At 45.9% G+C, this 22,458-nt stretch carries 18 protein-coding genes and 1 other annotated feature; of the genes, 15 read left to right on the top strand and 3 right to left on the bottom strand.

Features of this window, described 5'->3' with window-relative positions; genetic code table 11:
* Positions 1 to 2: 2 nt before the first annotated feature.
* From M8E35_RS06590 to M8E35_RS06570, 5 genes are read left to right on the top strand one after another with little or no spacing between them, the layout of a single operon-like run.
* Entirely contained in the window at positions 3 to 848 is an 846-nt protein-coding gene (locus M8E35_RS06590) for a fumarate hydratase (protein WP_252468135.1), read from the top strand.
* A 14-nt stretch (positions 849 to 862) separates the two neighbouring features.
* Positions 863 to 1,417: a Fe-S-containing hydro-lyase gene (locus M8E35_RS06585; protein WP_252468042.1), complete on the top strand. Its 555-nt coding sequence runs from the start codon at positions 863 to 865 to the stop codon at positions 1,415 to 1,417.
* A 4-nt stretch (positions 1,418 to 1,421) separates the two neighbouring features.
* A complete protein-coding gene (locus M8E35_RS06580; protein ID WP_252468041.1) occupies positions 1,422 to 3,131 on the top strand; it encodes an FAD-binding protein in 1,710 nt (569 codons plus the stop codon).
* Complete coding sequence (locus M8E35_RS06575) at positions 3,131 to 4,162, top strand: succinate dehydrogenase/fumarate reductase iron-sulfur subunit (protein WP_252468039.1); 1,032 nt, start codon at positions 3,131 to 3,133, stop codon at positions 4,160 to 4,162. The genes M8E35_RS06580 and M8E35_RS06575 overlap by 1 nt, the downstream gene beginning before the upstream one ends.
* On the top strand, positions 4,159 to 5,025 hold the full coding sequence (locus tag M8E35_RS06570; protein WP_252468037.1) for a CoB--CoM heterodisulfide reductase iron-sulfur subunit B family protein: 867 nt from the start codon (positions 4,159 to 4,161) through the stop codon (positions 5,023 to 5,025). Before M8E35_RS06575 ends, M8E35_RS06570 begins: the two co-directional genes overlap by 4 nt.
* A gap of 54 nt (positions 5,026 to 5,079) precedes the next feature.
* On the opposite strand, the gene M8E35_RS06565 is transcribed toward M8E35_RS06570, so the two are convergent.
* The 3 genes from M8E35_RS06565 to M8E35_RS06555 all read right to left on the bottom strand — a co-directional run bounded on the left by M8E35_RS06565 (position 5,080) and on the right by M8E35_RS06555 (position 7,687).
* On the bottom strand, positions 5,080 to 5,787 hold the full coding sequence (locus M8E35_RS06565) for a response regulator (protein WP_252468036.1): 708 nt from the start codon (positions 5,785 to 5,787) through the stop codon (positions 5,080 to 5,082).
* Positions 5,784 to 7,391 (bottom strand): DcuS/MalK family sensor histidine kinase, encoded by a 1,608-nt coding sequence (gene dcuS, locus M8E35_RS06560; RefSeq protein ID WP_252468035.1) that lies wholly within the window; start codon positions 7,389 to 7,391, stop codon positions 5,784 to 5,786. The genes M8E35_RS06565 and dcuS overlap by 4 nt, the downstream gene beginning before the upstream one ends.
* Positions 7,392 to 7,492: 101 nt before the next feature.
* Entirely contained in the window at positions 7,493 to 7,687 is a 195-nt protein-coding gene (locus M8E35_RS06555) for a hypothetical protein (RefSeq protein ID WP_252468034.1), read from the bottom strand.
* A 146-nt stretch (positions 7,688 to 7,833) separates the two neighbouring features.
* Here M8E35_RS06555 and M8E35_RS06550 point away from each other — a divergent pair, with 146 nt between their 5' ends.
* From M8E35_RS06550 to aspA, 10 genes are all read left to right on the top strand, one after another.
* Entirely contained in the window at positions 7,834 to 9,210 is a 1,377-nt protein-coding gene (locus M8E35_RS06550) for an FMN-binding glutamate synthase family protein (RefSeq protein WP_373887425.1), read from the top strand.
* A gap of 88 nt (positions 9,211 to 9,298) precedes the next feature.
* Positions 9,299 to 9,513, top strand: a binding site (T-box leader).
* Positions 9,514 to 9,930: 417 nt separating this feature from the next.
* Positions 9,931 to 12,594: a valine--tRNA ligase gene (locus M8E35_RS06545; protein ID WP_252468033.1), complete on the top strand. Its 2,664-nt coding sequence runs from the start codon at positions 9,931 to 9,933 to the stop codon at positions 12,592 to 12,594.
* A 140-nt stretch (positions 12,595 to 12,734) separates the two neighbouring features.
* Positions 12,735 to 14,060: a bifunctional folylpolyglutamate synthase/dihydrofolate synthase gene (locus M8E35_RS06540; protein WP_252468032.1), complete on the top strand. Its 1,326-nt coding sequence runs from the start codon at positions 12,735 to 12,737 to the stop codon at positions 14,058 to 14,060.
* 307 nt (positions 14,061 to 14,367) lie between these two features.
* On the top strand, positions 14,368 to 14,994 hold the full coding sequence (locus M8E35_RS06535) for a DUF47 domain-containing protein (protein ID WP_252468031.1): 627 nt from the start codon (positions 14,368 to 14,370) through the stop codon (positions 14,992 to 14,994).
* Complete coding sequence (locus tag M8E35_RS06530; protein WP_252468030.1) at positions 14,987 to 15,994, top strand: inorganic phosphate transporter; 1,008 nt, start codon at positions 14,987 to 14,989, stop codon at positions 15,992 to 15,994. Before M8E35_RS06535 ends, M8E35_RS06530 begins: the two co-directional genes overlap by 8 nt.
* Before the next feature lie 260 nt (positions 15,995 to 16,254).
* Positions 16,255 to 16,953 carry an SPOR domain-containing protein gene (locus M8E35_RS06525; RefSeq protein ID WP_252468029.1) on the top strand — a complete coding sequence of 233 codons (699 nt, stop codon included), beginning with the start codon at positions 16,255 to 16,257 and terminating at the stop codon, positions 16,951 to 16,953.
* 132 nt (positions 16,954 to 17,085) lie between these two features.
* Positions 17,086 to 17,721, top strand: coding sequence for a redox-sensing transcriptional repressor Rex (locus M8E35_RS06520; RefSeq protein ID WP_252468028.1), 636 nt, complete (start codon positions 17,086 to 17,088; stop codon positions 17,719 to 17,721).
* Between the two features lie 229 nt (positions 17,722 to 17,950).
* On the top strand, positions 17,951 to 19,534 hold the full coding sequence (gene cimA / locus M8E35_RS06515; protein WP_252468026.1) for a citramalate synthase: 1,584 nt from the start codon (positions 17,951 to 17,953) through the stop codon (positions 19,532 to 19,534).
* Positions 19,535 to 19,823: 289 nt separating this feature from the next.
* Positions 19,824 to 19,970, top strand: a complete 147-nt coding sequence (locus M8E35_RS06510; RefSeq protein WP_252468024.1) for a hypothetical protein — start codon at positions 19,824 to 19,826, stop codon at positions 19,968 to 19,970.
* 590 nt (positions 19,971 to 20,560) lie between these two features.
* The gene (gene aspA / locus M8E35_RS06505) at positions 20,561 to 21,964 is read left to right on the top strand and encodes an aspartate ammonia-lyase (protein ID WP_252468022.1); all 1,404 of its coding nucleotides are present in this window, start codon (positions 20,561 to 20,563) and stop codon (positions 21,962 to 21,964) included.
* The last annotated feature ends 494 nt before the right edge of the window (positions 21,965 to 22,458 follow it).

The raw sequence follows: 22,458 nt of genomic DNA, 5'->3' as shown, positions 1-22,458 counted from the left end.
CGATGCGTACAATTGAAGCCGTACAAATTACAGAGGCTATCGCCAAACTTGCGGTTGATGCTAACTACTATCTAACGAGCGATGTGTTTGATGCCTTGGTCTCAGGTCAGGAAAAAGAAGAATCGCCGCTTGGTAAAGACATCTTAGGCCAAATTATTAAAAATGCTTGCATTGCGAGAGACGAGGAGCGTCCGATCTGCCAAGATACTGGAATGTCCGTCATCTTTATGGAAATTGGGCAGGATGTCCACATCATCGGCGGTAATTTGGAGGATGCCGTTAATGCTGGGGTTGCGAAAGGATATACGGAAGGGTACTTGCGTAAATCGATCGTTGGAGAGCCAATGTTTGATCGTGTGAACACCAAAAATAATACCCCGGCAATGCTGCACGTTTCTATTGTTCCGGGAGACAAGATTAAAATAGTTTTCGCTCCGAAAGGCGGCGGCAGTGAAAACATGAGCACCTTGAAAATGTTCAAGCCCTCAGACGGTGTTGAAGCTGTGAAAAAGTTCGTGCTTGATACCATTACCGCTGCTGGTTCTAATCCTTGCCCTCCGATCGTCATCGGCATTGGCGTAGGCGGCACCATGGAAAAAGCTGCATTCCTTTCCAAGAAAGCGCTCGCCCGTCCACTTACGGTGCGCAACTCTCATCCAGACTATGCCGCCTTGGAACAAGAGCTTCTGGTACTTGTCAATAACAGTGGCATCGGTCCTCAAGGTTTGGGTGGACGGGTTACGGCTCTAGCTGTGAATATCGAGTATTATCCCACCCATATTGCCTGTATGCCCGTTGCGATTAACATCAACTGTCATGCCACACGGCATGCAGAAATTGAACTGTAGGGGGTAGCTATAAAATGTCAGAACCAATTCGCATAACACTTCCTTTAACTGAGGAAAAGGCTCGTAGTCTCCAAGCAGGTGACAGTGTTTTAATCTCCGGAGTGATTTATACCGGCCGTGATGCGGCCCATAAACGCATGGTTGAAGGGCTTGACCGCGGGGAAACACTGCCTACGGATCTCACGGATCAAATTATCTACTACGTTGGGCCCGCACCGGCAAAACCAGGACAGCCTATCGGCTCTGCCGGCCCCACAACCAGTGGTCGTATGGATGCTTATGCCCCTAAAATAATTGAACAAGGACTTCGTGGCATGATCGGCAAAGGGTATCGTTCCGCAGAGGTCGTTGAAGCGATGAAAAAGCATGGCGCGGTTTACTTTGTAGCGATCGGTGGTGCTGCAGCTCTCATTGCCAAGAGCATTAAGAGTTACGAAGTCCTGGCTTATGAAGATCTGGGCTCGGAAGCTCATGCAAGGCTTATTGTCGAAGATTTCCCGGCAATCGTCGCTATAGACAGCGAAGGACGAAATTTCTACGAAGTCGGACAACAACAATATAAGAGGTGACATCATGCTTAAGTTCGATATTCTCGTCATCGGAAGCGGTGGGTCTGGTATGCAGGCGGCTCTGGTCGCCTCCTCGCAGCAGGGCCTTAACGTTGCTCTGATGTCTAAGGTTTTCCCAACACGTTCTGCAACCTGTTGTGCACAGGGTGGAACCAATGCTGTTTTGAAAAACGCAGACCCAACCGACACCATTGAAAAACACACGTTTGATACGGTCAAAGGAAGCGATTTCCTCGGAGACCAGGATGCCATTGAGTTTTTTTGTGAGCATATGCCTGAAACGATTCGTGAATTAGACTATTACGGCGTTCCCTTCTCACGACTTGAAAGTGGTACCATTGCCCAACGTCCCTTCGGAGGACAATCTGCTCCTCGGACATGTTACTCTTCGGACAAGGTCGGGTCGGTCATTCTCCATACCCTATACGAGCAATGTCTCAAAAACGGTGTCAATGTCCTGGTCGAATGGCTCCTGTTAGATCTTGTGGTTGAAAACGATCGGGTGACGGGTGTGGTTGCAATGGATATGAAAACAGGAGAAATTCAGCCGATCATGGCTAAAACCGTAGTACTAGCAACCGGTGGAGCTGGGCGGATGTACTGGCTGCGGACCACCAACCCCTTCGCCTCGACCGGTGACGGAATGGCTGCAGCGTTAAGAGCTGGAGTGGCCTTGAAAGACCCCGAGTTTGTTCAGTTTCACCCGACGGGTCTGGCGGGCACAGGAATTTTGATGTCGGAAGCGTGCCGCGGAGAAGGAGGCTATCTCCTCAACAATCAAGGGGAACGTTTCATGAAACGGTATGCCCCGGAGAAGTTGGAACTTGCAACCCGCGACCTCGTTTCACAAGCCATTGAAATAGAAATTAAAGAGGGTCGCGGTTTTGGGGAAGGAATGCAGGCCTATGTGCAGCTCGACTTGAGGCACTTAGGACGGGAAAAGATCTTAGAACGTCTACCGCAAATCAGAGACCTCGCTATCACCTTTGAAGGGATTGACCCGATTGACCAACCGATTCCAATCCGCCCAAGTTGCCACTACTCCATGGGCGGTATCGATGTCACGGATTACAGAACCTGTGGAACCGATCTTAAAGGGTTATATGCAACGGGTGAATGTGCGTGCCTATCGATCCATGGGGCCAACCGTCTCGGTGGAAACTCAACGGCTGATGTGGTTCTGTTCGGTAAGGTCGCTGGAAAAGCGGCGGCTGAAGCGGCCAAAACATTGGACTTTGGCAGTGAACAAAAAGTAAATGAACTTGTCCGTCAGTGGGAGAACAGCTTTAGTAGTACAGTAGCCCGTACAGATGGACCATCTGTTGCTTCGATCCGGGATCGTCTCTCGGAAACTATGTGGTACAATGTCGGGGTTTTCCGCAAAGAAAGTGAGATGAAAAAAGCGACTCAAATCATTGACGAACTCATTGCCGAGTATAAGAAATGTGTGGTCGGAGATCCTTCTAAGATTTATAACACCGCATTTGTCCAATACACCGAACTGGGGAACTTGCTCTTAGTAGCAAAAGCCGTCGTGATGGGAGCTTTGAACCGTAAAGAAAGCCGAGGTTCTCATAAGCGGGAAGACTATATGAATCGGGATGACGAGAACTTCTTAAAACACACGATCATTTCGAAACAAGGATCGCAGTATAAACTCTCATATCGACCGGTGGTTGTTACAAAGTACCAACCGGTAGAAAGGAAGTACTAATGCGCAAGATAACGTTTAAAATCCAACGTTTTGATGGTCAAGAAAGCTGGATCCAGGAATATACACTCGACCATCAACCCGGAAAAACGATTCTTTGGGCCCTCATCCAGATTAAAGAGACTCTTGACCCCAGTTTAAATTTCACGGCCTCTTGCCGTCATGCCATTTGTGGTGCCTGCGCAGTACGGGTGAACGGCCAGGCCACGCTCGCCTGTGAGACACCGTTGGATAAAATGCTTAAACGTTGGGAGAGCGACACCTTAATTCTTGAACCTCTCCAAAACTTTAAACTGATTCGTGACTTGGTCGTGGACTGGGAACCGAAGGCAGAGCGACTGGCTGAACTGAAACCTTGGCTCATGCCAAAGGATGAATTTAACAAAGAATCAGGCTGCCGTCAAAGTCCTGAGGACTTTAAGAAAATTAACAAGAACTCGGATTGTATTCTCTGTGGTTGCTGTGCTTCAGAGTGTAATAAACTGAGTGGGAATAACAGCGATTTCTTGGAGCCCTTTGTTTTCACCAAGGCCCAACGATTTGTGGCTGATTCGCGAGACAAGAACCCGGTTGAACGGCTAAGTGCAGCCATTAACCATGGGGCTTGGAAATGCCAGCATTGTCAAGAATGCGTTACTAAATGTCCAAAAGGCCTATCTCCGGCTGAGGATATCTCTAACCTTCGGCAAGAGGCGATTGCTAAAGGACTTGTGGAGCATTCAGGGGTTCGCCACGCAAAAGCCTTCCTAGATGACATCCAGAAGACAGGTCGCTTAAATGAAGGCATGATGGCAGTCAAGACGGACGGACTCGTCAAATCGATTGGCAATATACCGTTTGCGCTTCGCCTCATGAGCAAAGGGAAATTGAATCCAGCGCATATGTTCCCGAAACCGATTAAGGAAGTGGCTGAAGTGCGTGCCATTATTCTGGCCGTTAAGGAGTCTGAAAAGGCAAGAAATATAGCTAACGCGAAACGTTCTGAGGCTCATACTAATCCAGACATCCAAAGACCTAAGGAGGCAGCGAAATGATGAAATATGCATTTTTCCCGGGCTGCGTCTTAGAAGGCGCCAGCCAGGAAGCTTATACCGCGACAACGAAAGTAGCCCAGGCCTTAGGAATCGAGCTTGTCGAGATCCCAGGCTGGACCTGTTGCGGAGGATCCCACCTTCAGGATTATGATAAAACTGCAGCTCTTGCAGTTAATGCTAGAAACATCGCTTTAGCAGAAAAAATGGGGTTGCCCGTTCTTACCGTATGTAATACGTGCACCTTGATGCTTCGGGAAGCTAAACATGAATTGGATAATGGAGCAAAAGAGCTTGTCAATCCGGCCTTGCAACAAGCCGGTCTCGAGTATACAGGGACAAGCCCAGTAACCCACTTTCTGTGGATGTTGATTAAAGACTACGGGCTGGATAAACTGAAGAAAAAGGTCAAAAGGCCACTCAAGGGAATGAAAGTGGCAGGGTACTATGGTTGTCACATTCTCCGTCCGCCCCACATTATGGGCTTTGAGGACCATGCCAATCCGCACTCTCTTGAAGATTTGATCCGGGCTTTAGGTGCTGAGCCAGTACTGTTTGATGCTCGTTTGAAATGCTGTGGTTTCCATTCTGTCTTTACTAGCAAAGAAGATACAATGAAAGCAACGGGAACTATTAACTTGAGTGCACTTGAGGGTGGTGCCGACTGTACGGTAACCCCATGCCCGCTCTGTCAAATGCAACTGGATATGTATCAACCTGAAGGCAAGCGGGCCGTAAATGCAAATGATGATATCCCGGCCCTTCACCTGACTCAGTTGATAGGATTAGCGCTCGGCTATACAGCCGAGGAACTGGGGATGAAACGTCATATTGTTAACACCGGGATCTTGCTTGCAGGCAGATAGGTGAACTACAAAAAGGTTGGGCATATCGCCCAACCTTTTTATAGTTCACCAGGATTAGAAATACCTTTTTATTAAATCACTTTCAGGCTTTAGGCATCGATGTTGATAGATCGGTCGGCCGATTGAACCATAGATAACCTCCATCTCGATTACTCCAATATCCGTGAGAAAGCTTAGATATTTGCGCATCGAAACCCGTGAAATCCCAACACGTTTAGCCATTTCTTCTGTCGAAAATGAGCTTGTCTTCGTTTCTTGTATGTTTTCCCATACGGTCTTTAAGGTGTTACGGGTAAGCCCTTTGGGCAATTCACTGGGTACGGTTAGCGGGTTTGGGTGAAGCATCCGAATATCCAATTCTGCTTGGCTTAGTTTCTCTTGATCCTTCGTCATACTTACCCATTCCCGGTAAGCGGATAAAGCCGTTTTGAAACGTTCAAATTCAAAAGGTTTAATTAAATAATCAACCGCTCCATACCGCAAAGCCTTCTTGATGCTTTGACTATCACAAGCAGCGGATACGACAATAACATCGACCCCTTGACCCAGCTTTCGAATCTGTGCCAATAAATCAAATCCGTTCATTCCTGGCATGAAGATATCAAGTAAGATCAAGTCGATTTCTTGATGATCCAAAATGTGCAAGGCGTCAGCAACTGAAGGAGCGATTGCTATTAACTCAAAGCCACCGACTTGCTCAAGGTAACGTCTATTAAATTCAGAGACCATAGGGTCATCTTCTACGATTAGGACCTTAATCATTCCATTTCATCCTTGCTTTTATAAGGTAAAGATACTTTGAATTGAGTTCCTTGACCTTCCTCTGAAAGTATCTCGATTTTTCCATTAAGTTTTTCTAGACTATGCTTCACTAAGTACAGTCCCAAGCCCCTGTTAGGTCCCTTTGTAGAATAGCCTTTAGTAAAGATTTGGCTTTTTAGCTCATCGTTAATACCTGGCCCAGTGTCCCTCACTTCTATGCTTAAAACACCTTCATCATAGGAAAAGTTTACCTCAATCCGTTTAAATGGGCAATCAACCACGGCTTCCAGAGCATTATCGACTAAATTCCCAAACACGGTAACGATTTCGTGAATCACTTCTGGGTCTGCCGGTTCAGGTAAAAAGCATTCTTCGAACAGTACTAACTCTGCCCCAACCTCTCGGGCATAACTCATTTTCCCCAAAATAAAGCCTGCCAATACCGGATCTTTAATATGTCTTGTAATAAAACCTATTTCACTTTGATGTTGGTGAGCGATCCGACTGATGTACGTGGAAAGCTGGTCATAGTACTTCATATGGACCATGCCTAGAATAACATGCAATTTATTCATAAATTCATGGGCCTGTGAGCGCAAGGCCTCAGCGTAGAGGAGCACACTTGTTAATTCTTCAGCCATTTGTTTTATTTCAGTTTTATCTCGGAAAGTAGCAATTGCCCCGACACTTTTGCCGTTTACACAGAGTGGAATAACGTTTGTTACGAGCGTTATTCCAAACAGATCGAGTTCCTGATCTAATTCCGCATTTCCTGTTTCCAGCACATGGAGCATACGTGTGTTGGGTACACAGTCCGTTATTTTTTTCCCAACCAGGTCACCTAAAATCCCTGCTCGATTAAATAGCCGCAAGGCGGCAGCATTCGAGAGTGTAATACGGGAATCATTGTCGATAGCCAAAATACCCTCCCTTACGGATTCTAACATGGCGCTGCGTTCTTCGAGCATTTTGGCAATTTCCCTCGGTTCTAAACCAAACATTACTTTTTTAATTTTTCGGGCTAAGAATAAGGCACCAATAACTCCAACCAATAATCCGAAGCCAATACTAATATAAATAATTTGCCGACTCTGAGCGACAGCCTGGTTCACATCGTTAAGCAAGATCCCTACGGCAACAGCCCCAACCTGTTTACCAGTGGAAGTGACGATGGGGGTAAACGCACGTAAGGACATGCCTAGAGTTCCTTTTGCATAGGAAAAGTATTCCTGACCCTTTAGGGCCTCCCCTTCGTCTCCTCCCACAAAGGGTTGTCCAACTTTGTTAATATCCGGATGAGACTTTCTTGTCCCTTTCATATCCATGACAACAACAAACTCGACGGAGGTGATCTGTCGTATTTCATTCGCAAAGGGTTGTATTTCCGTATCGGCTCTTTGCCCATTGAGAGCTTCAATCACAAGAGGCGAGTGGGCAACAATTCGGGCAATGTTCTTCGCTTTATTAGCTAGATTCTTTTGCGTATTATCGGCAACTTCCTGACTAATTAGGATGTCGGTTACGGCTAAAGATAGAGCTACAACACCGCAAACAAGCAAAGTCATGATGGTCTGCAAACTGAAAAAAGGTTTACCCATCCGCATGGTTCTCCCTCCAATATGATCATTTGAAGTACATGCCAAGAATAAGTAAAGTGTAACCTATTGTCAAGTTTGTACTACAGTCAGAAAGTATAAACTTTTCGTTATATACTTTCCAAGGCCCCTTCTCGCCATCCATGGCTACAGGGGCACTCGGCCATCCATGGCCAGCGCATAAGTGCAACTATGGCGGCCGCCTGCGGTCCCTTCTCGCCGTCCATGGCTACAGGGACACTCGGCCATCCATGGCCATCGCCTTTGGCTTGGCGCCAGCCAAGTTTTCTAAAGTTCTTCCCCACTTGTGCCGAGTTTCCTTTGTATATTATTGGCCAAGTTGCATAGACTACGCCTATTAGGATTGTAGGTTAGAAATTGCCGGAATTTGAAGGTGGAGGATTGACCTTTGTTGTTACAGACGGCCCTGCTCATTGTTGCACTTTCAGTCGTGGGAACACTAATTGCTATAGGAATTCTTCTTATTCTTTTTTATTTCGTTGGTAAACGTTCTTTTCGAACCATCGCCCAACGGTTTTTTGGGTTGGTTTTAGAAAGGTTGTTGAGAGATAAGTACTCGGAAAATTTGATGGAACTTTGGAGTGCAGTACGTCGTACCTCCGTACAAAACATCCTGGAAATCAGTTTGCGAGCGGAAGATGGAAAACTCATTCAGCGGCCATTAGGATCCCCAAAAACACTGCCCCATTACGATACCCTTATGTTTGTTGCGGCCCAAATGGCACGCTTGCCTAAAGAAGGAACGATTCCTGTAGATATGAAGGTAACTTTAGGAGCCAAAGCCGAAAAACCCCTTCAGATCGATATCCCGCTAATGATCTCTGGCATGAGTTTTGGGTTAGGCCTCAGCGAAGAAGCTAAACGAGCGTTAGCAAGAGCAGCGAAACAAATGGGGACTGCTACAAATTCCGGAGAAGGACCTTTTTTACAAGAGGAACGAGACGAAGCCGGAAAGTTTATTTGGCAAATCAGCCGGAGTTCATGGGGTCACAGTTCACAAGGTATAGCCTCTGCAGATATGATAGAAGTACAGATGGGTCAGGGGGCCAGGATGGGGTATTTCAGTAAAGAACCAAGTGTAGTAAAGGGAAAAGCACAAAAACTAATGGGCATATCTCCGGTGGAATCTGTTGTTACTTCAGCGGTAACCCCGGGAATTAACACCCCTTGGGACTGGCCGAAGTATGTTTCGGATTTGCGTGCAGAAGCGGCGGGGAAACCGATTGCCATTAAGATTATGGCGACGGGGGGGTTAGAAAGAGACTTGGCAGTCTGTTTAGAAGCAGATTTTGACGTAATTGTGATCGATGGAGCCCAAGGTGCAGCGTCTGGAGCATCCCCGTTGATTTGTGATGATATGGGAATTCCAAGTTTATTGGCCTTAGTTCGGGCGGAACGCTTTTTGCGGGAGCAGGGTGCTCGAAGAGAAGTTAGCCTGGTGGTTTCAGGAGGATATGCAACACCTGGGGAATGCCTAAAAGCGATTGCACTGGGGGCGGATGCAATCTATTTGGGAACCGTTCCTCTATTTGGATTAGTTCACAACCAAATTAAGAAAATTCTCCCCTGGGAACCGTTAACTCAGTTAATTTGGTACAATTCTCCCTATAAGCAACGTTTGGATATCCCTTTGGCGAGTAAAAGTGTGGCCAATATCCTCAAATCGATGGCTCTGGAAATGGAAGAGGGGGTTAGGGCTCTCGGAAAGACAAGTTTGTCAGAGCTTGGTCCCAATGATCTCGTGGCGCTGGATGAATGGACGTCCAAAGTAACGGGAGTAAAACGTGCTTATACTTGGCAAGATTAAAAGGATTGATAGGGTGATCAATCAGCTCAGACATTTTGACAAGATTTATTGTGCCGAGTATAATGTATTCAACTGTAAGTTAATCGAGATAAACCCAGAGAATGTGAGGAATAGTGACAATTACCGTTCAGAGAGAAGGGCCATAGCTGGAAGGTCTTTTCGGGAAAACACTAAGGTCGCACAGGAGGGGCGGAGGGGAATGAAGTACTCTCTGACGGAAAAACCCGTTAGTAATGCCAAGAGCTGAGGAAACGTTTGTTTCTCAGAATAAAGGTGGTACCACGGAAGCTTTTCGTCCTTTGCTAGGAGGAGAGGCTTTTTTATGTGGGGAGGAAGTTTCTTAGCACATTCGACAACGTTCCATTTGCTATTCGCTTGTCGCTCAGGCTAAACCGCAAAACTTCTGGGCTTTCTGCATGTGAACAGTTGCGGTTCTTCACGCCTGATCGACTGCGCTCATTGACGCAATTCCACTAATCGTCTCACTTTGCTAAGAAACTTCCTCTGGCTTGGGGGTCGACGGGGGTTTGGAACGACGGAGAGTGGCTGGAGGCTGTTTGCGTCTTGCAAAAGCGTTGGCATGAGAGCATGCGACAGAAGAATCTTTGGAAGCACGGGAACCGCCCCTAGCAGTAAAACCACAGGGTACACTAAAAGTAGACAGATCCTGCCACAGAGCTAAAAACGGCAGATTAAATAGATGAAAGGAGTTCGTTAATAATGGAAGAGAATATAGCAAAAACAGACACGGTGGAAATGGCAAAAACATATGATTCCAGCTTAGTTGAAGGAAAATGGTATCAGTATTGGGAGGATAGTGGCTTCTTCCATGAAGAGGTGAATAAGGATAAGCCTGCGTTTAGTATTGTTATGCCTCCGCCGAATGTTACGGGTGCTCTGCACCTGGGTCATGCCATGGACAGTACGATTCAGGATATTTTGACGCGCTTTAAGCGGATGCAAGGGTTTAATACTCTCTGGGTTCCGGGGACGGATCACGCTGGAATTGCAACTCAAGCCAAGGTAGAGGAGCAGTTGGCGAAGGAAGGTACAAGTCGTAATGAACTGGGAAGAGAGAAATTCTTAGAACGGGTCTGGGATTGGAAAAAGCAGTATGGTGGACGAATTACGCAACAGTTGCGCCGATTAGGTGCTTCTTGTGATTGGGAACGTGAACGGTTTACCATGGATGAAGGATGTTCACGATCAGTTCGCGAGGCTTTTGTTGATCTCTATAGTAAAGGGCTAATTTATCGTGGGAATTACATAGTCAATTGGTGTCCCAAATGTCATACTACAATTTCAGATATTGAAGTGGAACATACTGATCGGGATGGCAACCTGTATCATCTGCGTTACCCGGTAAAAGGCAGCCAGGAGTCCCTGGTGGTAGCTACTACCCGACCAGAAACCATGCTGGGGGACACAGCGGTGGCTGTTCATCCACAGGATGAGCGGTATCAACATTTAATCGGCAAAACCTTGATTCTGCCCCTTATGAATCGGGAAATTCCAATTATCGCAGATGAGTACGTTGATCGTGAATTTGGGACAGGTGCAGTGAAGATCACTCCTGCCCATGACCCTAATGACTTTGAAATCGGACTCCGTCATAAGTTGCCTCAGATAATCGTTTTGGATAAAGAAGCGAAGATGAATGAAAATGCGGGACAGTACCAAGGAATGGACCGTTTTGAGGCACGTAAAGCGGTTGTTGAAGATCTAAAAACCGCCGGAGTATTGGTTAAGATTGATGCCCATGCCCATGCAGTAGGGGAATGCTATCGTTGTTCTACCATCATCGAACCTTTAGTAAGTAAACAATGGTTTGTCAAAATGGGGCCCCTGGCTGAGCCTGCCATTGATGTGGTGCGTGATGGGCGATTGGAATTTGTTCCGGACCGCTTTGATAAAATTTACCTGGGTTGGATGGAAAACATCAGGGATTGGTGTATTTCCCGACAGTTATGGTGGGGACATCGCATTCCTGTTTGGTATTGCGACAAGTGCGGTGCTGAAATCTGTTCAAAGGAAGATCCATCTAGCTGTCCCACCTGTGGAGCAGATCACTTAAAGCAAGATCCTGACGTCTTAGATACGTGGTTCTCCTCCGGACTGTGGCCTTTTTCCACCTTGGGCTGGCCGGAGAAAACGCCGGAACTGGAACAGTTTTATCCCACCTCTGTGTTAGTAACGGGAAGGGATATCATTTTCTTCTGGGTTGCCCGTATGATTTTTATGGCTATGGAATTCAAGAAAGAAGTTCCCTTCCCAAAAGTCATGATTCATGGACTGGTGCTGGATGCTCAAGGTCGTAAAATGAGTAAATCCTTAGGCAATGGTGTAGACCCTATTGAAGTGATTGATCAGTACGGAGCAGATACCCTGCGCTTCATGCTAATTACAGGCAATACACCGGGTAACGACCTGCGTTTTCACCCTGAACGGCTTGAAGCGACCAGAAATTTCTCCAACAAGATTTGGAATGCTTCACGTTATGTACTCTTAAATTTAGAAGACTATGAAGAGGGACCTCGCGGAGAACTCGCCCTGGCAGATCGCTGGATTTTAACCCGTTATGCATCCACTGTTGAGAATGTTACCGGGGCTCTGGAAAAGTTTGATCTTGGAGAAGCTGGACGCTTGTTATACGAGTTTATTTGGAATGAGTTCTGTGATTGGTATATTGAGCTCACAAAGCCGCGTCTCTATAATAAAGAAGATGTGTTGGCCCGGCACACTGCCCAATCCGTGTTGCTTGAAGTCCTCGAAGGAACTCTGCGACTATTGCATCCGTTTATGCCGTTTTTGACGGAAGAGATTTGGCAGAACTTCCCCGTCCAAGGAAAAAGCATCATGATGCAGCCTTGGCCTGAAGTACCTGCCTACAGAGATGCAGTGGCCGAAGGAAATATGACACTGCTTATGGAAGCTATCAAAGCGATCCGTAATATTCGGGCGGAAATGAAGGTATCACCTGGGCAGAAAGTGGAGATCATAATCCTTGCCCCGGATCAGAACCAACGCGCCGTGCTGGAAAACGGGAAGGCAGATATCTTGAAACTAGCTGGAGGGGCCAGTGTAGAATTGTTTGAGACTCTGCCAGAGAAACCCTCTCAATCTGCAAGTGCCGTTCTGGGAGGGGTAGAAATATATCTCCCCTTAAAGGGACTGATGGATCTGGATAAGGAAGTTGCCCGTATCGAAAAGGAGATTTCTTTAGCCTTACAGGACCAACAAGTATTGGAGACTAAGCTAAATAATCCGGGCTTTACTAGCAAAGCACCGGCGGCAGTCGTAGCTAAAGAACGAGAAAGACTGGAAGGACTCTCAGCTCGCCGAGTCGCTTTAGAAGAACGCTTAAACGAGTTGAAGCAAGGCTAGAGTGATTTAATGTCCGAAGAAATCGAAGGAAGCTACGACGTAATGGCAACTCAGTTGAAATTAAAATTGAAATTGAATTTGAATTGGGAATAGCGTAACTGTGAGTTGTTTATTTATCGATGCGCAGGAGGGTTAATGCTATGTCTGATAAAAATCTTGATCAGGAATATCAAGGGAGCTTACAATACCTCACAACACTGACAACTTTCGGTATTAATTTTGGACTGGGGCGGATTAAAGAACTGCTTAAGCGAATGGGAAATCCGGAAAAGGCCCTGCGAGTAGTGCATATAGGCGGTACAAACGGCAAAGGTTCGACGACAGTAATGATCGCCAGAATCTTGCGGGAAGCAGGGTATCAGGTGGGAGTCTTTACCTCCCCCCATATGCATGATTACCGAGAGCGTATGGTAATCAATGGCCATATGATTTCCAAGGAAGATGTTATTCAAATGATCAGCCGTGTGCGTCCCCATCTGGAAGACATGGTTTCTGAAGGGTTCGAGCATCCCACCGAGTTTGAAGTGAGTACCGCCTTGGCGTTGCTCTATTTCGCTGAGAAAAACGTCGACTATGCCTTGATAGAGGTGGGCTTAGGCGGAGCGATCGATTCAACAAATGTGGTTAACCCTCTTATTTCCGTCATTACGAACGTAAGTATGGATCACATGGATTATTTAGGCTCAGATGTTGTTTCAATTGCTAAAGTAAAAGCAGGCATTATTAAACCCAACTCCATTGTCGTTACAGCTTCCCAAGATCCAGAGGTGATTAAAGTTTTGCGGGACCAGGCCAAGGCTATGGAGGTACCTCTTTGGTTGGTCGGGGAAGATGTTCGTTGGGAAAGTAAGTGGAGCGGAGAGGTAGAACAGGAATTCGACCTCGTGGGATTGCACGCCAATTACTCTAAGTTGCGTCTGCGGCTCATGGGTTTACATCAACTTAGCAATGCTGCAACAGCGGTAACAGTCTGCGAAGTATTGCAAAGCGACTACGGAGTAAATATTCCTAGAGAGGCTATCTATGCCGGGTTACGTGAAGTTGAATGGATCGGCCGCTTAGAGTTGCTTTCCTTAAAGCCAAAGATCCTCCTCGATGGGGCGCATAATCTTGATGGAGCACAAGCTTTAGCGCAAGCAATACCGCTTTATACACGGGATCGACTTGTCCTTTGCTTGGGGATGTTAGCGGACAAGGAACGAGAAAAGGTCGTCAAAATGCTCGTGCCTTTGGCGGATGAAATCATCGTCACCCGGCCAAATTCTCCTCGCGCAGGGGACTGGAAAGCCTTGGGGAGTTTAGCAGAACAATTTGGTCGACCGGTAACCTGCATCGAAGACCCTAAGGAAGCGGTTATTTTTGCACTCACATGTCTGGGCGAAAACGACATGCTTTGCGTAACGGGCTCAATCTACATGTTGGCAGACGCTCGTCAAGCTTTAATCGACAAAGTTAAATTAGGGTAAACTTACTTCAGGTGGAGTTTCAACTCCACCTGAAGGGCTAAATTCAGGCAGGAGTCTTAGAGCCGCTTATGCTTGGTTATTAGAGGATGAGCGGCCTCGTCATGGGAAATATACTCTAGGTTAATACTTTGTTAAAAACTTAACATAAACTTAACACAAAACTTTTAGTATTTGATATAATACTCCGTGGGATAAACCATACTGTCGAAAGATATTCACAGTGTTTGTTGAAAAACAATGGAAATCCCGACTTCTGAAATAGCTTGGGTTTCCGGTGAATTTGAGAATTTTAGGCTGGGGGTATTTTATGTTTAAATTGTCTCCTAAAGAGGATAAATTTTTTGCGCTTTTTTCTGAAAGTACTGAAATTATCACTAAATCACTTAAAAGACTTTATGGTATTATGCAACAAGATTGCGTCTCTACCGAAGATGCTGCTCAAATGCATCGGTTCGAAAACGAAGCCGACAACGTCACTACTCAAATCTTAGAACGTCTGAATTGTACCTTTATTACCCCGTTGGATCGCGAAGATATCTATAAGCTGGCTCAAGTTCTTGATGATATTGTCGACTATGCTGAAGGTACAGTGGAAAGAATGCTTCTCTATCGTACAGGCAAACCTTCATTGGGTGCCCTGGAACTTGTTCACTTAGTAGAATTGGCAGCAGAGCAAATTCAGTCAGCCTTCTCTTTCTTAGGGAACCTGCATTCTAAGAAATCCAATATTTTAGCTGCGGCCGAAGAGATTTATCACTTAGAAAGTGCGGGGGATAAACTCTATCGCGAAGAAGTAGCCCGTTTATTCGAATATGAAAAAGACCCTATCGAGATCATTAAATGGAAGGAAATCCTGGAACACATTGAATCAACCTTGGATCACTGTGAGTCCATCGCAGATCTTCTCAAAAGTGTGGTCTTGAAATATGACTAGTCTTGGTGTGATGTTAGTCATCGTAGTATTTTTAGCCTTGGCTTTTGACTATATTAATGGATTTCACGATACAGCCAATGCTATTGCTACGAGTGTTTCGACAAGGGCCCTTTCTCCAAAGCGAGCGGTAATGCTCGCAGCCACCTTAAATCTTGTCGGAGCTCTCTATAGCACTGGAGTCGCCCAAACCATCGCCAAAGATATTGTGTCTCCGAAGTATGTGACACAAGAAGTAGTTATTGCAGCTTTGTTAAGTGCAATTGCTTGGAATCTGCTTACCTGGTATTTTGGGATTCCAAGCAGCTCGTCACATGCTCTGATTGGTGGAATGGCCGGAGCAGCTGTTGCCAAGGTAGGATTTAGCGTTTTGCAGTGGCAAGGCTTAGGCAAGATTTTAGCGGCTCTAATTATTTCTCCATTGATTGGGATGGGTTTGGGTTTCATTATAATGAAGTTACTGGCTTATTTTTTTGGCAATTTTTCACCGTCCAAACTAAATCACGGCTTTAAAAAGATGCAGATTGTCTCTGCAGGCTTGCTAGCTTTTAACCACGGGTCTAATGACGCTCAGAAATCCATGGGGATTATCACCATGGCTCTTATCGCGGCAGGGTTGCAGTCACAATCAGTTCTTGCCCCCCCACTTTGGGTAAAATTTGCTTGTGCTTTAGCAATGGCCGCCGGAACTGCTGCCGGTGGATGGAAAATTATCCGTACCATGGGCGGAAAGATCTTTAAGCTGGAGCCCATCAATGGATTTGCTGCAGATTTAACTTCCTCAATCGTTATTTGGACAGCAACTGTACTCCCGGGTCTTCACCTCCCGGTTTCTACCACTCACGTTGTTTCAGGTTCTATCATGGGGGTTGGAAGTGCCAAACGAGTTTCTGCAGTCCGCTGGGGCGTGGCTCAACAAATGCTTGTAGCTTGGGTTGTGACAATTCCGACAACCTCACTCCTTGCAGCTCTTTGTTACTATATACTTTCCAAGGTCCTTTAAAAGATTAAGCTTTATAAGATATTATTTATAGATTACTAACTATATGCCTTTCTAATAATTAAAAACGTGAGATTAACGCAAAGGTTTTGGTGTTGTACCAAGGCCTTTGTTTTATCTTTAGTATATTTCTATCGAATTTGTTCATTATGGCTGTCGCTTAGCGCCAGGCAAGTTTTGTATAGACGGTCTATTTCCGCCATCTGCTACATATCCTCCCGTAGAGAAGTTGTCCTTTATGCAGCAATGGAAGGAGAATAGAAATGAAGATTGTGAATCAGTTGCGAGTTGTCCTAGTTTTGATTTTAGGAATTATGGCCTTGGCTTTATTGACTTGGGGAATCGGCAAAATTTATTTGGAGCTCATAGGCCAATCAAGTCGTGAACATACCGTAAGCGTAAAGCATAACCAAACTCTTGACAAAACCAGCCAAGAAACAATATTAGTCTTACCAACAGTAACGTTTTGGACCTGTCAAGCGGGGCTTTTTCAACAAGAACATAATGCTCAGTTGCTCAAAGACCAACTAACGGTGATGGGATTTAAGGCTGAGATAATAAGCGCCAATCCTTGGATGGTAGGAATTGGTTTAAGCCATTCTGCAAATGAGCTTAAGGAATTACGGCAACTCTTAGAGGAAAAGGGTTTTTCGACGATTCCCAAACAAATTCAGTTGCCTGAGCGGTCGTTTCGTGTCGCTGGAAATGGTGCTCAATTGACTGCAGAACTATTAAAAAATGTTAATTCAATCCTTGAAAAAGGGTTTAATGAGCAACTGCTGTCTAAGGAAGAGCAACTATGGACGACTCAAGCCGGTGAACATCCGCCCAAAGACTTAGAAGGCCTTCATCAATTTTATAACCAAATACGGACAAAAACCACAAAGGAAGAGCAAAAAGCCATCGGTTTATCACTTTTTTTTGAGTCTCAGAGGGTTATTAATAAGTTTTCTGGTAAATAATAGGTAAAGGGGCATCCATAAATTTAACTTATTGGTAAAAAGATCAAAGATTCAAATTGCGTTTTTCCTTGATAGTGCTATAATTAACATACGCAATTAAGGCAAAATTCCAGTGAGAAATGGGGGAACTTATTGAAAACGCTAAAAATTCCAGAGGCAACGATTATTCGGCTTTCAGTTTACTCACGTCATTTGACTGACGTCGATCGCAAAGGAATTATAACCACATCCTCGGGGGAAATTGCTGATGGAGTCGGCGTTAGTCCTGCACAAGTGCGGAAAGACTTGGCCTACTTTGGGGAGTTTGGAACAAGAGGCGTCGGTTATAATGTTAAAGATCTCCGCCAACATATTATGAGGATTCTCGGGTTAAGTGCTGATTGGAGTGTAACCTTGGTTGGGGTCGGAAACTTAGGCTTGGCGTTGAGTACATATAAAGGGTTCAGAGACCGTGGCTTTATCATCACAAGTATTTTTGACGCAGATCCCAAAAAGGTCGGAACCGTTGTTGAAGGCGTGAAAGTTCTGCCTATCGACCAGTTAGAAACCGTTGTAAGGCAAAATCGTACCCAAATCGGAATTGTAGCTGTACCTTCAGATTTTGCGCAAGAAATCGTTGACCAATTAATTTGCTCCGGAGTGTCTGCCATTCTTAATTTTGCCCCTGTGGTATTAAATGTTCCTCCGGAGATTGAACTGCGTAATGTTGACCTAGCGGTAAACCTAGAAGTATTGACGTTTAATGTTTGCGGACAAAGGTGTTATTAATTCATTGTACTGTTGTATATCAACGTGCACCTGTCGTATAATAGCACAATAAGAAGTGTATCTAGGGTTCCGCTGAAAGGGTCTGGACCGAGCGATACAGGTTGGAAAGATACCAGCTACACCGTGTGGGAAAAAAGCCCCGTGGCAAGTTCTTAGGAACTCGTTATGGGGCTTTTGAGTATTATTCTTTATAGCCGCGGTTGTGCCGGAGAAATAGAGGGGGAGAACTATGAATCAAAATCAGAAGAAGAGAAAAATTACAATTTATGATACAACATTGAGAGATGGTGCTCAGGGGGAGGGAATTCATTTTTCCACCCAAGATAAACTTAGTTATATAAAACGAATCGAGGATATGGGAAATCTTTATGTCGAAGCAGGATGGCCTGGTGCTAACCCGCGGGATGATGAGTTTTTCCAGCAATGCCGGAACTTGCAATCCCCTCTGACAAGTATTGTGGCCTTTGGCAGTACATGCAAGGTTATGGAGTCTCCGGAAAAGAGTGAAATCCTGCTTAAACTTCTGGCTTCAGGGGCAAAGACCATCGCGATCTTCGGGAAAACCTGGGATTTACATGTTCGGGACGTTTTACGGACAACACTAGAGGAAAACCTCCGCATCATTCGAGAGTCGGTTTCCTTTTTGCTTCAGCAAGGACGAGACGTCTTTTTTGACGCAGAGCACTTCTTTGACGGTTTTAAGGAAAACCCTGATTATGCATTAAAGTGTATTTCTGCCGCACTTGACGGTGGGGCGAAGACCATTGTTTTATGTGATACAAACGGAGGAAGCCTGCCGGGGGAAATTAGTCTTGGGGTTCGAGCAGTCAAGAAGGATTTTTCGCCCCAAGAGCTGGGCATTCATGTCCACAATGATCGAGGCCTTGCTGTTGCCAATTCACTGATTGCAGTGGAAGCTGGGGTAACTCAAATTCAAGGAACTTGGAATGGATTTGGAGAACGGTGTGGCAATGCTAATTTAAGCACCCTTATTCCCTTATTACAGCTCAAAGGAGACTATGATGTCGTTTCAGATGCTGCTTTATTAAAGATCACTGCCTTCTCACGTTATGTTGCGGAGCTTACGAATGCACCTTTTGATGAGAAACAGCCCTTTGTGGGGCGAAGTGCCTTTGCTCATAAGGCGGGAATGCACGTGGATGCGATACTGAAAAACCAACGAACCTTTGAACACATGAATCCAGCTGAAGTCGGAAACGAACGACGTATTTTAATTTCTGACCAAGCTGGGAAAGCTAATATCCTGGAACGCCTGCGTCGCTTCGAGCCTGAAATGCGCAAGGACGATCCGCGAGTTGAGATTGCCATGAATGAGATCAAGGAGTTAGAGCATAATGGATACCAATTTGAAGCTGCGGAAGGGAGTCTGGATCTATTACTTTTACGTACACTTGGGAAGTTAAGTACTCCCATGTTTGAAGTCTTAGATTATCATGTTTGGAGTGATCCTCTGCGAGGAGAACTTGATTCCGTCGCCGTAGTCAAGGTTAAAGTGGGTGAGGAAACCGTACAAATTGCCTCAGAAGGAAACGGCCCGGTCAATGCCTTAGACACAGCTTTGCGACAGGCCTTGGCCAAGTTCTTCCCAATCTTAGGCAAAAGCGAGTTAGTGAACTATAAGGTAAGAGTACTGGACGGCTCGCACGGAACAGAAGCTATCGTGCGTGTAATAATAGATACTCGCCTGGAGAATGAAGTGTGGGGGACCATCGGGGTTTCTAAGAATATTTTGAGGGCGAGTGCTCAGGCGTTGCTGGATGCGATTAATTGGACGATATGGAGTGGGAGGTAGGTTGCGACGGGGGACGGGGTACGGACCTTGCGATCTTCTTTCTTGTCGGGGGAGGGTCGCGTCAACACTTACTCGGCCGTGCGCTCGTCGTGCCAAACTAGGGCTTTAATCCGGATGCAAGAGAGCAGGGTTCCCGGCCAGTGCGACGTCCGTGTCGCATGGCCGGCGGGAAACGTCCTTGTTTCCCGCCCTGCTGGATGAAAGCGGATTAAAGCCGAGTTTGGCTACGACTCACGCAAAGGCGTCGCTGCGTGTGAACGCGACCCTCTTGGGTCAGGGGGAATGTGGGGTGGACGGTTGTTGGGATTGTGTGGACGCGATCTTCTTGGGTCAAGAGGAACGTGGGAGCACGGTTGTTGCGTTCCTCGTTTGTCGTGGGAGGGTCGCGTCAACACTTGCTTGGCCGTGCGGTCGTCGTGCCAAACTAGGGCTTTAATCCGGATGCATGAGAGCAGGGTTCCCGGCCAGTGCGACGTCCGTGTCGCATGGCCGGCGGAAAACGTCCCTGTTTTCCGCCCTGCTGGATGAAAGCGGATTAAAGCCGAGTTTGGCTACGACTCACGCAGAGGCGTCGCTGCGTGTGAACGCGACCCTCTTGGGTCAGGGGAATGCGGGGTGGACGGTTGTTGGGATCGTGTGGACGCGATCTTCTTGGGTCAATAGGAACGTGGGAGCACGGTTGTTGCGTTCCTCGTTTGTCGTGGGAGGGTCGCGTCAACACTTGCTTGGCCGTGCGGTCGTCGTGTCAAACTAGGGCTTTAATCCGGATGCAAGCGGGCAGGGCGAAACACACGTGTTTCGGCCAGTGCGACGTCCGCAGGCCATGGATGGCCAAGTGTCCCTGTAGCCAAGGATGGCGAGAAGGGACCGTGTCGCATGGCCGGCGGGAAACGTCCCTGTTTTCCGCCCTGCTGGATGAAAGCGGATTAAAGCCGAGTTTGGATACGACTCACGCAGAGGAGTCGCTACGTGTGAGTGCGACCCTCTTGGTTTTTAAAGACAAAAAATGTAGGGGAGATATGAGATATGCGGCAAGAAAAGGATTTGATTGGAGTTCATGAAGTCCCGGATGACGTGTATTATGGTATTCAAACACTCCGTGCGACGGAGAATTTCCCTATTACCGGATATCCTCCTCATCGAGAATTGATCCGTGCTATTGGTATGGTTAAAGGTGCTGCGGCTGAAGCGAATATGCATATTGGGGCTTTGAGTCCTGGGATTGGTAAGGCTATTGTTGAAGCTTCTAAGGAATTGATCGAAGGAAAGTTTCACGAGCAATTTGTGGTGGATGTGATTCAGGGCGGGGCTGGGACGTCTATGAATATGAACGCTAATGAAGTCATTGCTAATCGGGCGATTGAGATTCTAGGCGGGGAAAAGGGTGAGTATTCCAAAGTTCACCCCAACACTCATGTAAATATGGCTCAAAGCACCAATGATGTTTTTCCCACGGCAATTCGTATTGCTTGTTTAAATGTGGCCCATGATTTGCTCCAAGTCTTAGATATCTTGCGCCAATCCTTTGAAGATAAAGCCCAAGAGTTTGATGGCGTCATTAAAATGGGGAGAACTCATCTTCAAGACGCTGTTCCCATTCGCTTAGGACAGGAATTTGCAGCCTATGCGCACATGTTAGGGCGGGATATTAAGAGAATTAAAGAAGCCATTCGATCTCTTGAAGTTATAAATATGGGAGCAACGGCAGTTGGCACTGGGTTAAATGCTGATCCTCGCTATATTGAAAAAGTGACAGAGCTGATGCAAGAATGGACGAGTTTGCCTTTGCGTCTTGCCGAGGATCTGGTGGATGCTACTCAGAACACAGATGCATTCATGGAAGTTTCCGGATCTTTAAGGACCTTGGCGGTCAACCTTTCAAAAATAGCCAATGACCTGCGCTTGATGGCCTCTGGTCCACGAACCGGGTTAAATGAATTAAATTTGCCACCGATGCAACCGGGCTCTTCCATCATGCCAGGAAAGGTTAATCCAGTAATCGCTGAAGTGGTCAATCAGGTAGCTTTTCAGGTTCAAGGGAATGACTTTACCATCGGCTTAGCCTGTGGAGCCGGCCAACTTGAGCTCAATGTTATGGAACCCGTCGTCGTTTTTAATTTACTCCAATCCCTGGACATTTTGCGCAATGTGACCCGTGTCTTCCGAGACCGCTGTGTCGCAGGTATTACCGCAAATGTTGAACGTTGCAAGGCAATGGTGGAAAACAGTGTCGGACTAGTTACTGCAATTAATCCCCATGTGGGATATGAAGTGGCTTCAATCATAGCCAAAGAGGCCATTCTTTATGGGCGGCCAGTCTCGGAAATCGTCTTAGAAAAAGGGATTCTATCGAAAGAGGAACTTGATTTGATTTTAAACCCATATGAGATGACTAGACCAGGAATAGCGGGGGTAGAGCTGCTAAGATAGGTAGAGTGGCGTACCTATAGGGATATCATATATTTCCGATAGAGCTAGTATCATAGCTATATAAAACAATAGAGGTTATTGCGGATTTTAACGCAGTAACCTCTATTGTTTTATATAAGGATTAAATTCTAAAGACATTTCCTTTAAGCAGATGCTATAATATGGAATATGCTTAATCTTTATGTTGATGCACACTTGTAGGATATTGCGTATCAGTAGTAAGGTATAAAAACAAAATTCAAAAGCATTTGGAGAGGGATTTTAAATGAATCTAAAATCAGTTGGTATGTTGGCATTACTACTATTAATAGTTTTTTCAATGTCTAACACTTTAGGAACTGGTATAACTCTACTTATATTTGCAATTATTTTTTTGGTACAGGCTATCTTATTTAGCGTTAAAACAGAATACTACGATAAATTTCTAAGTTTTACGAATCCAGGATTATACAGTGCATACAGTGAAAAGGGTAAGTGACTTCATTAGGAAAAAG

Source organism: Desulfosporosinus nitroreducens, from assembly GCF_023897015.1.
GTDB classification, from domain to species: domain Bacteria; phylum Bacillota; class Desulfitobacteriia; order Desulfitobacteriales; family Desulfitobacteriaceae; genus Desulfosporosinus; species Desulfosporosinus nitroreducens.
This window is presented reverse-complemented; position numbering and strand designations above follow the sequence as displayed.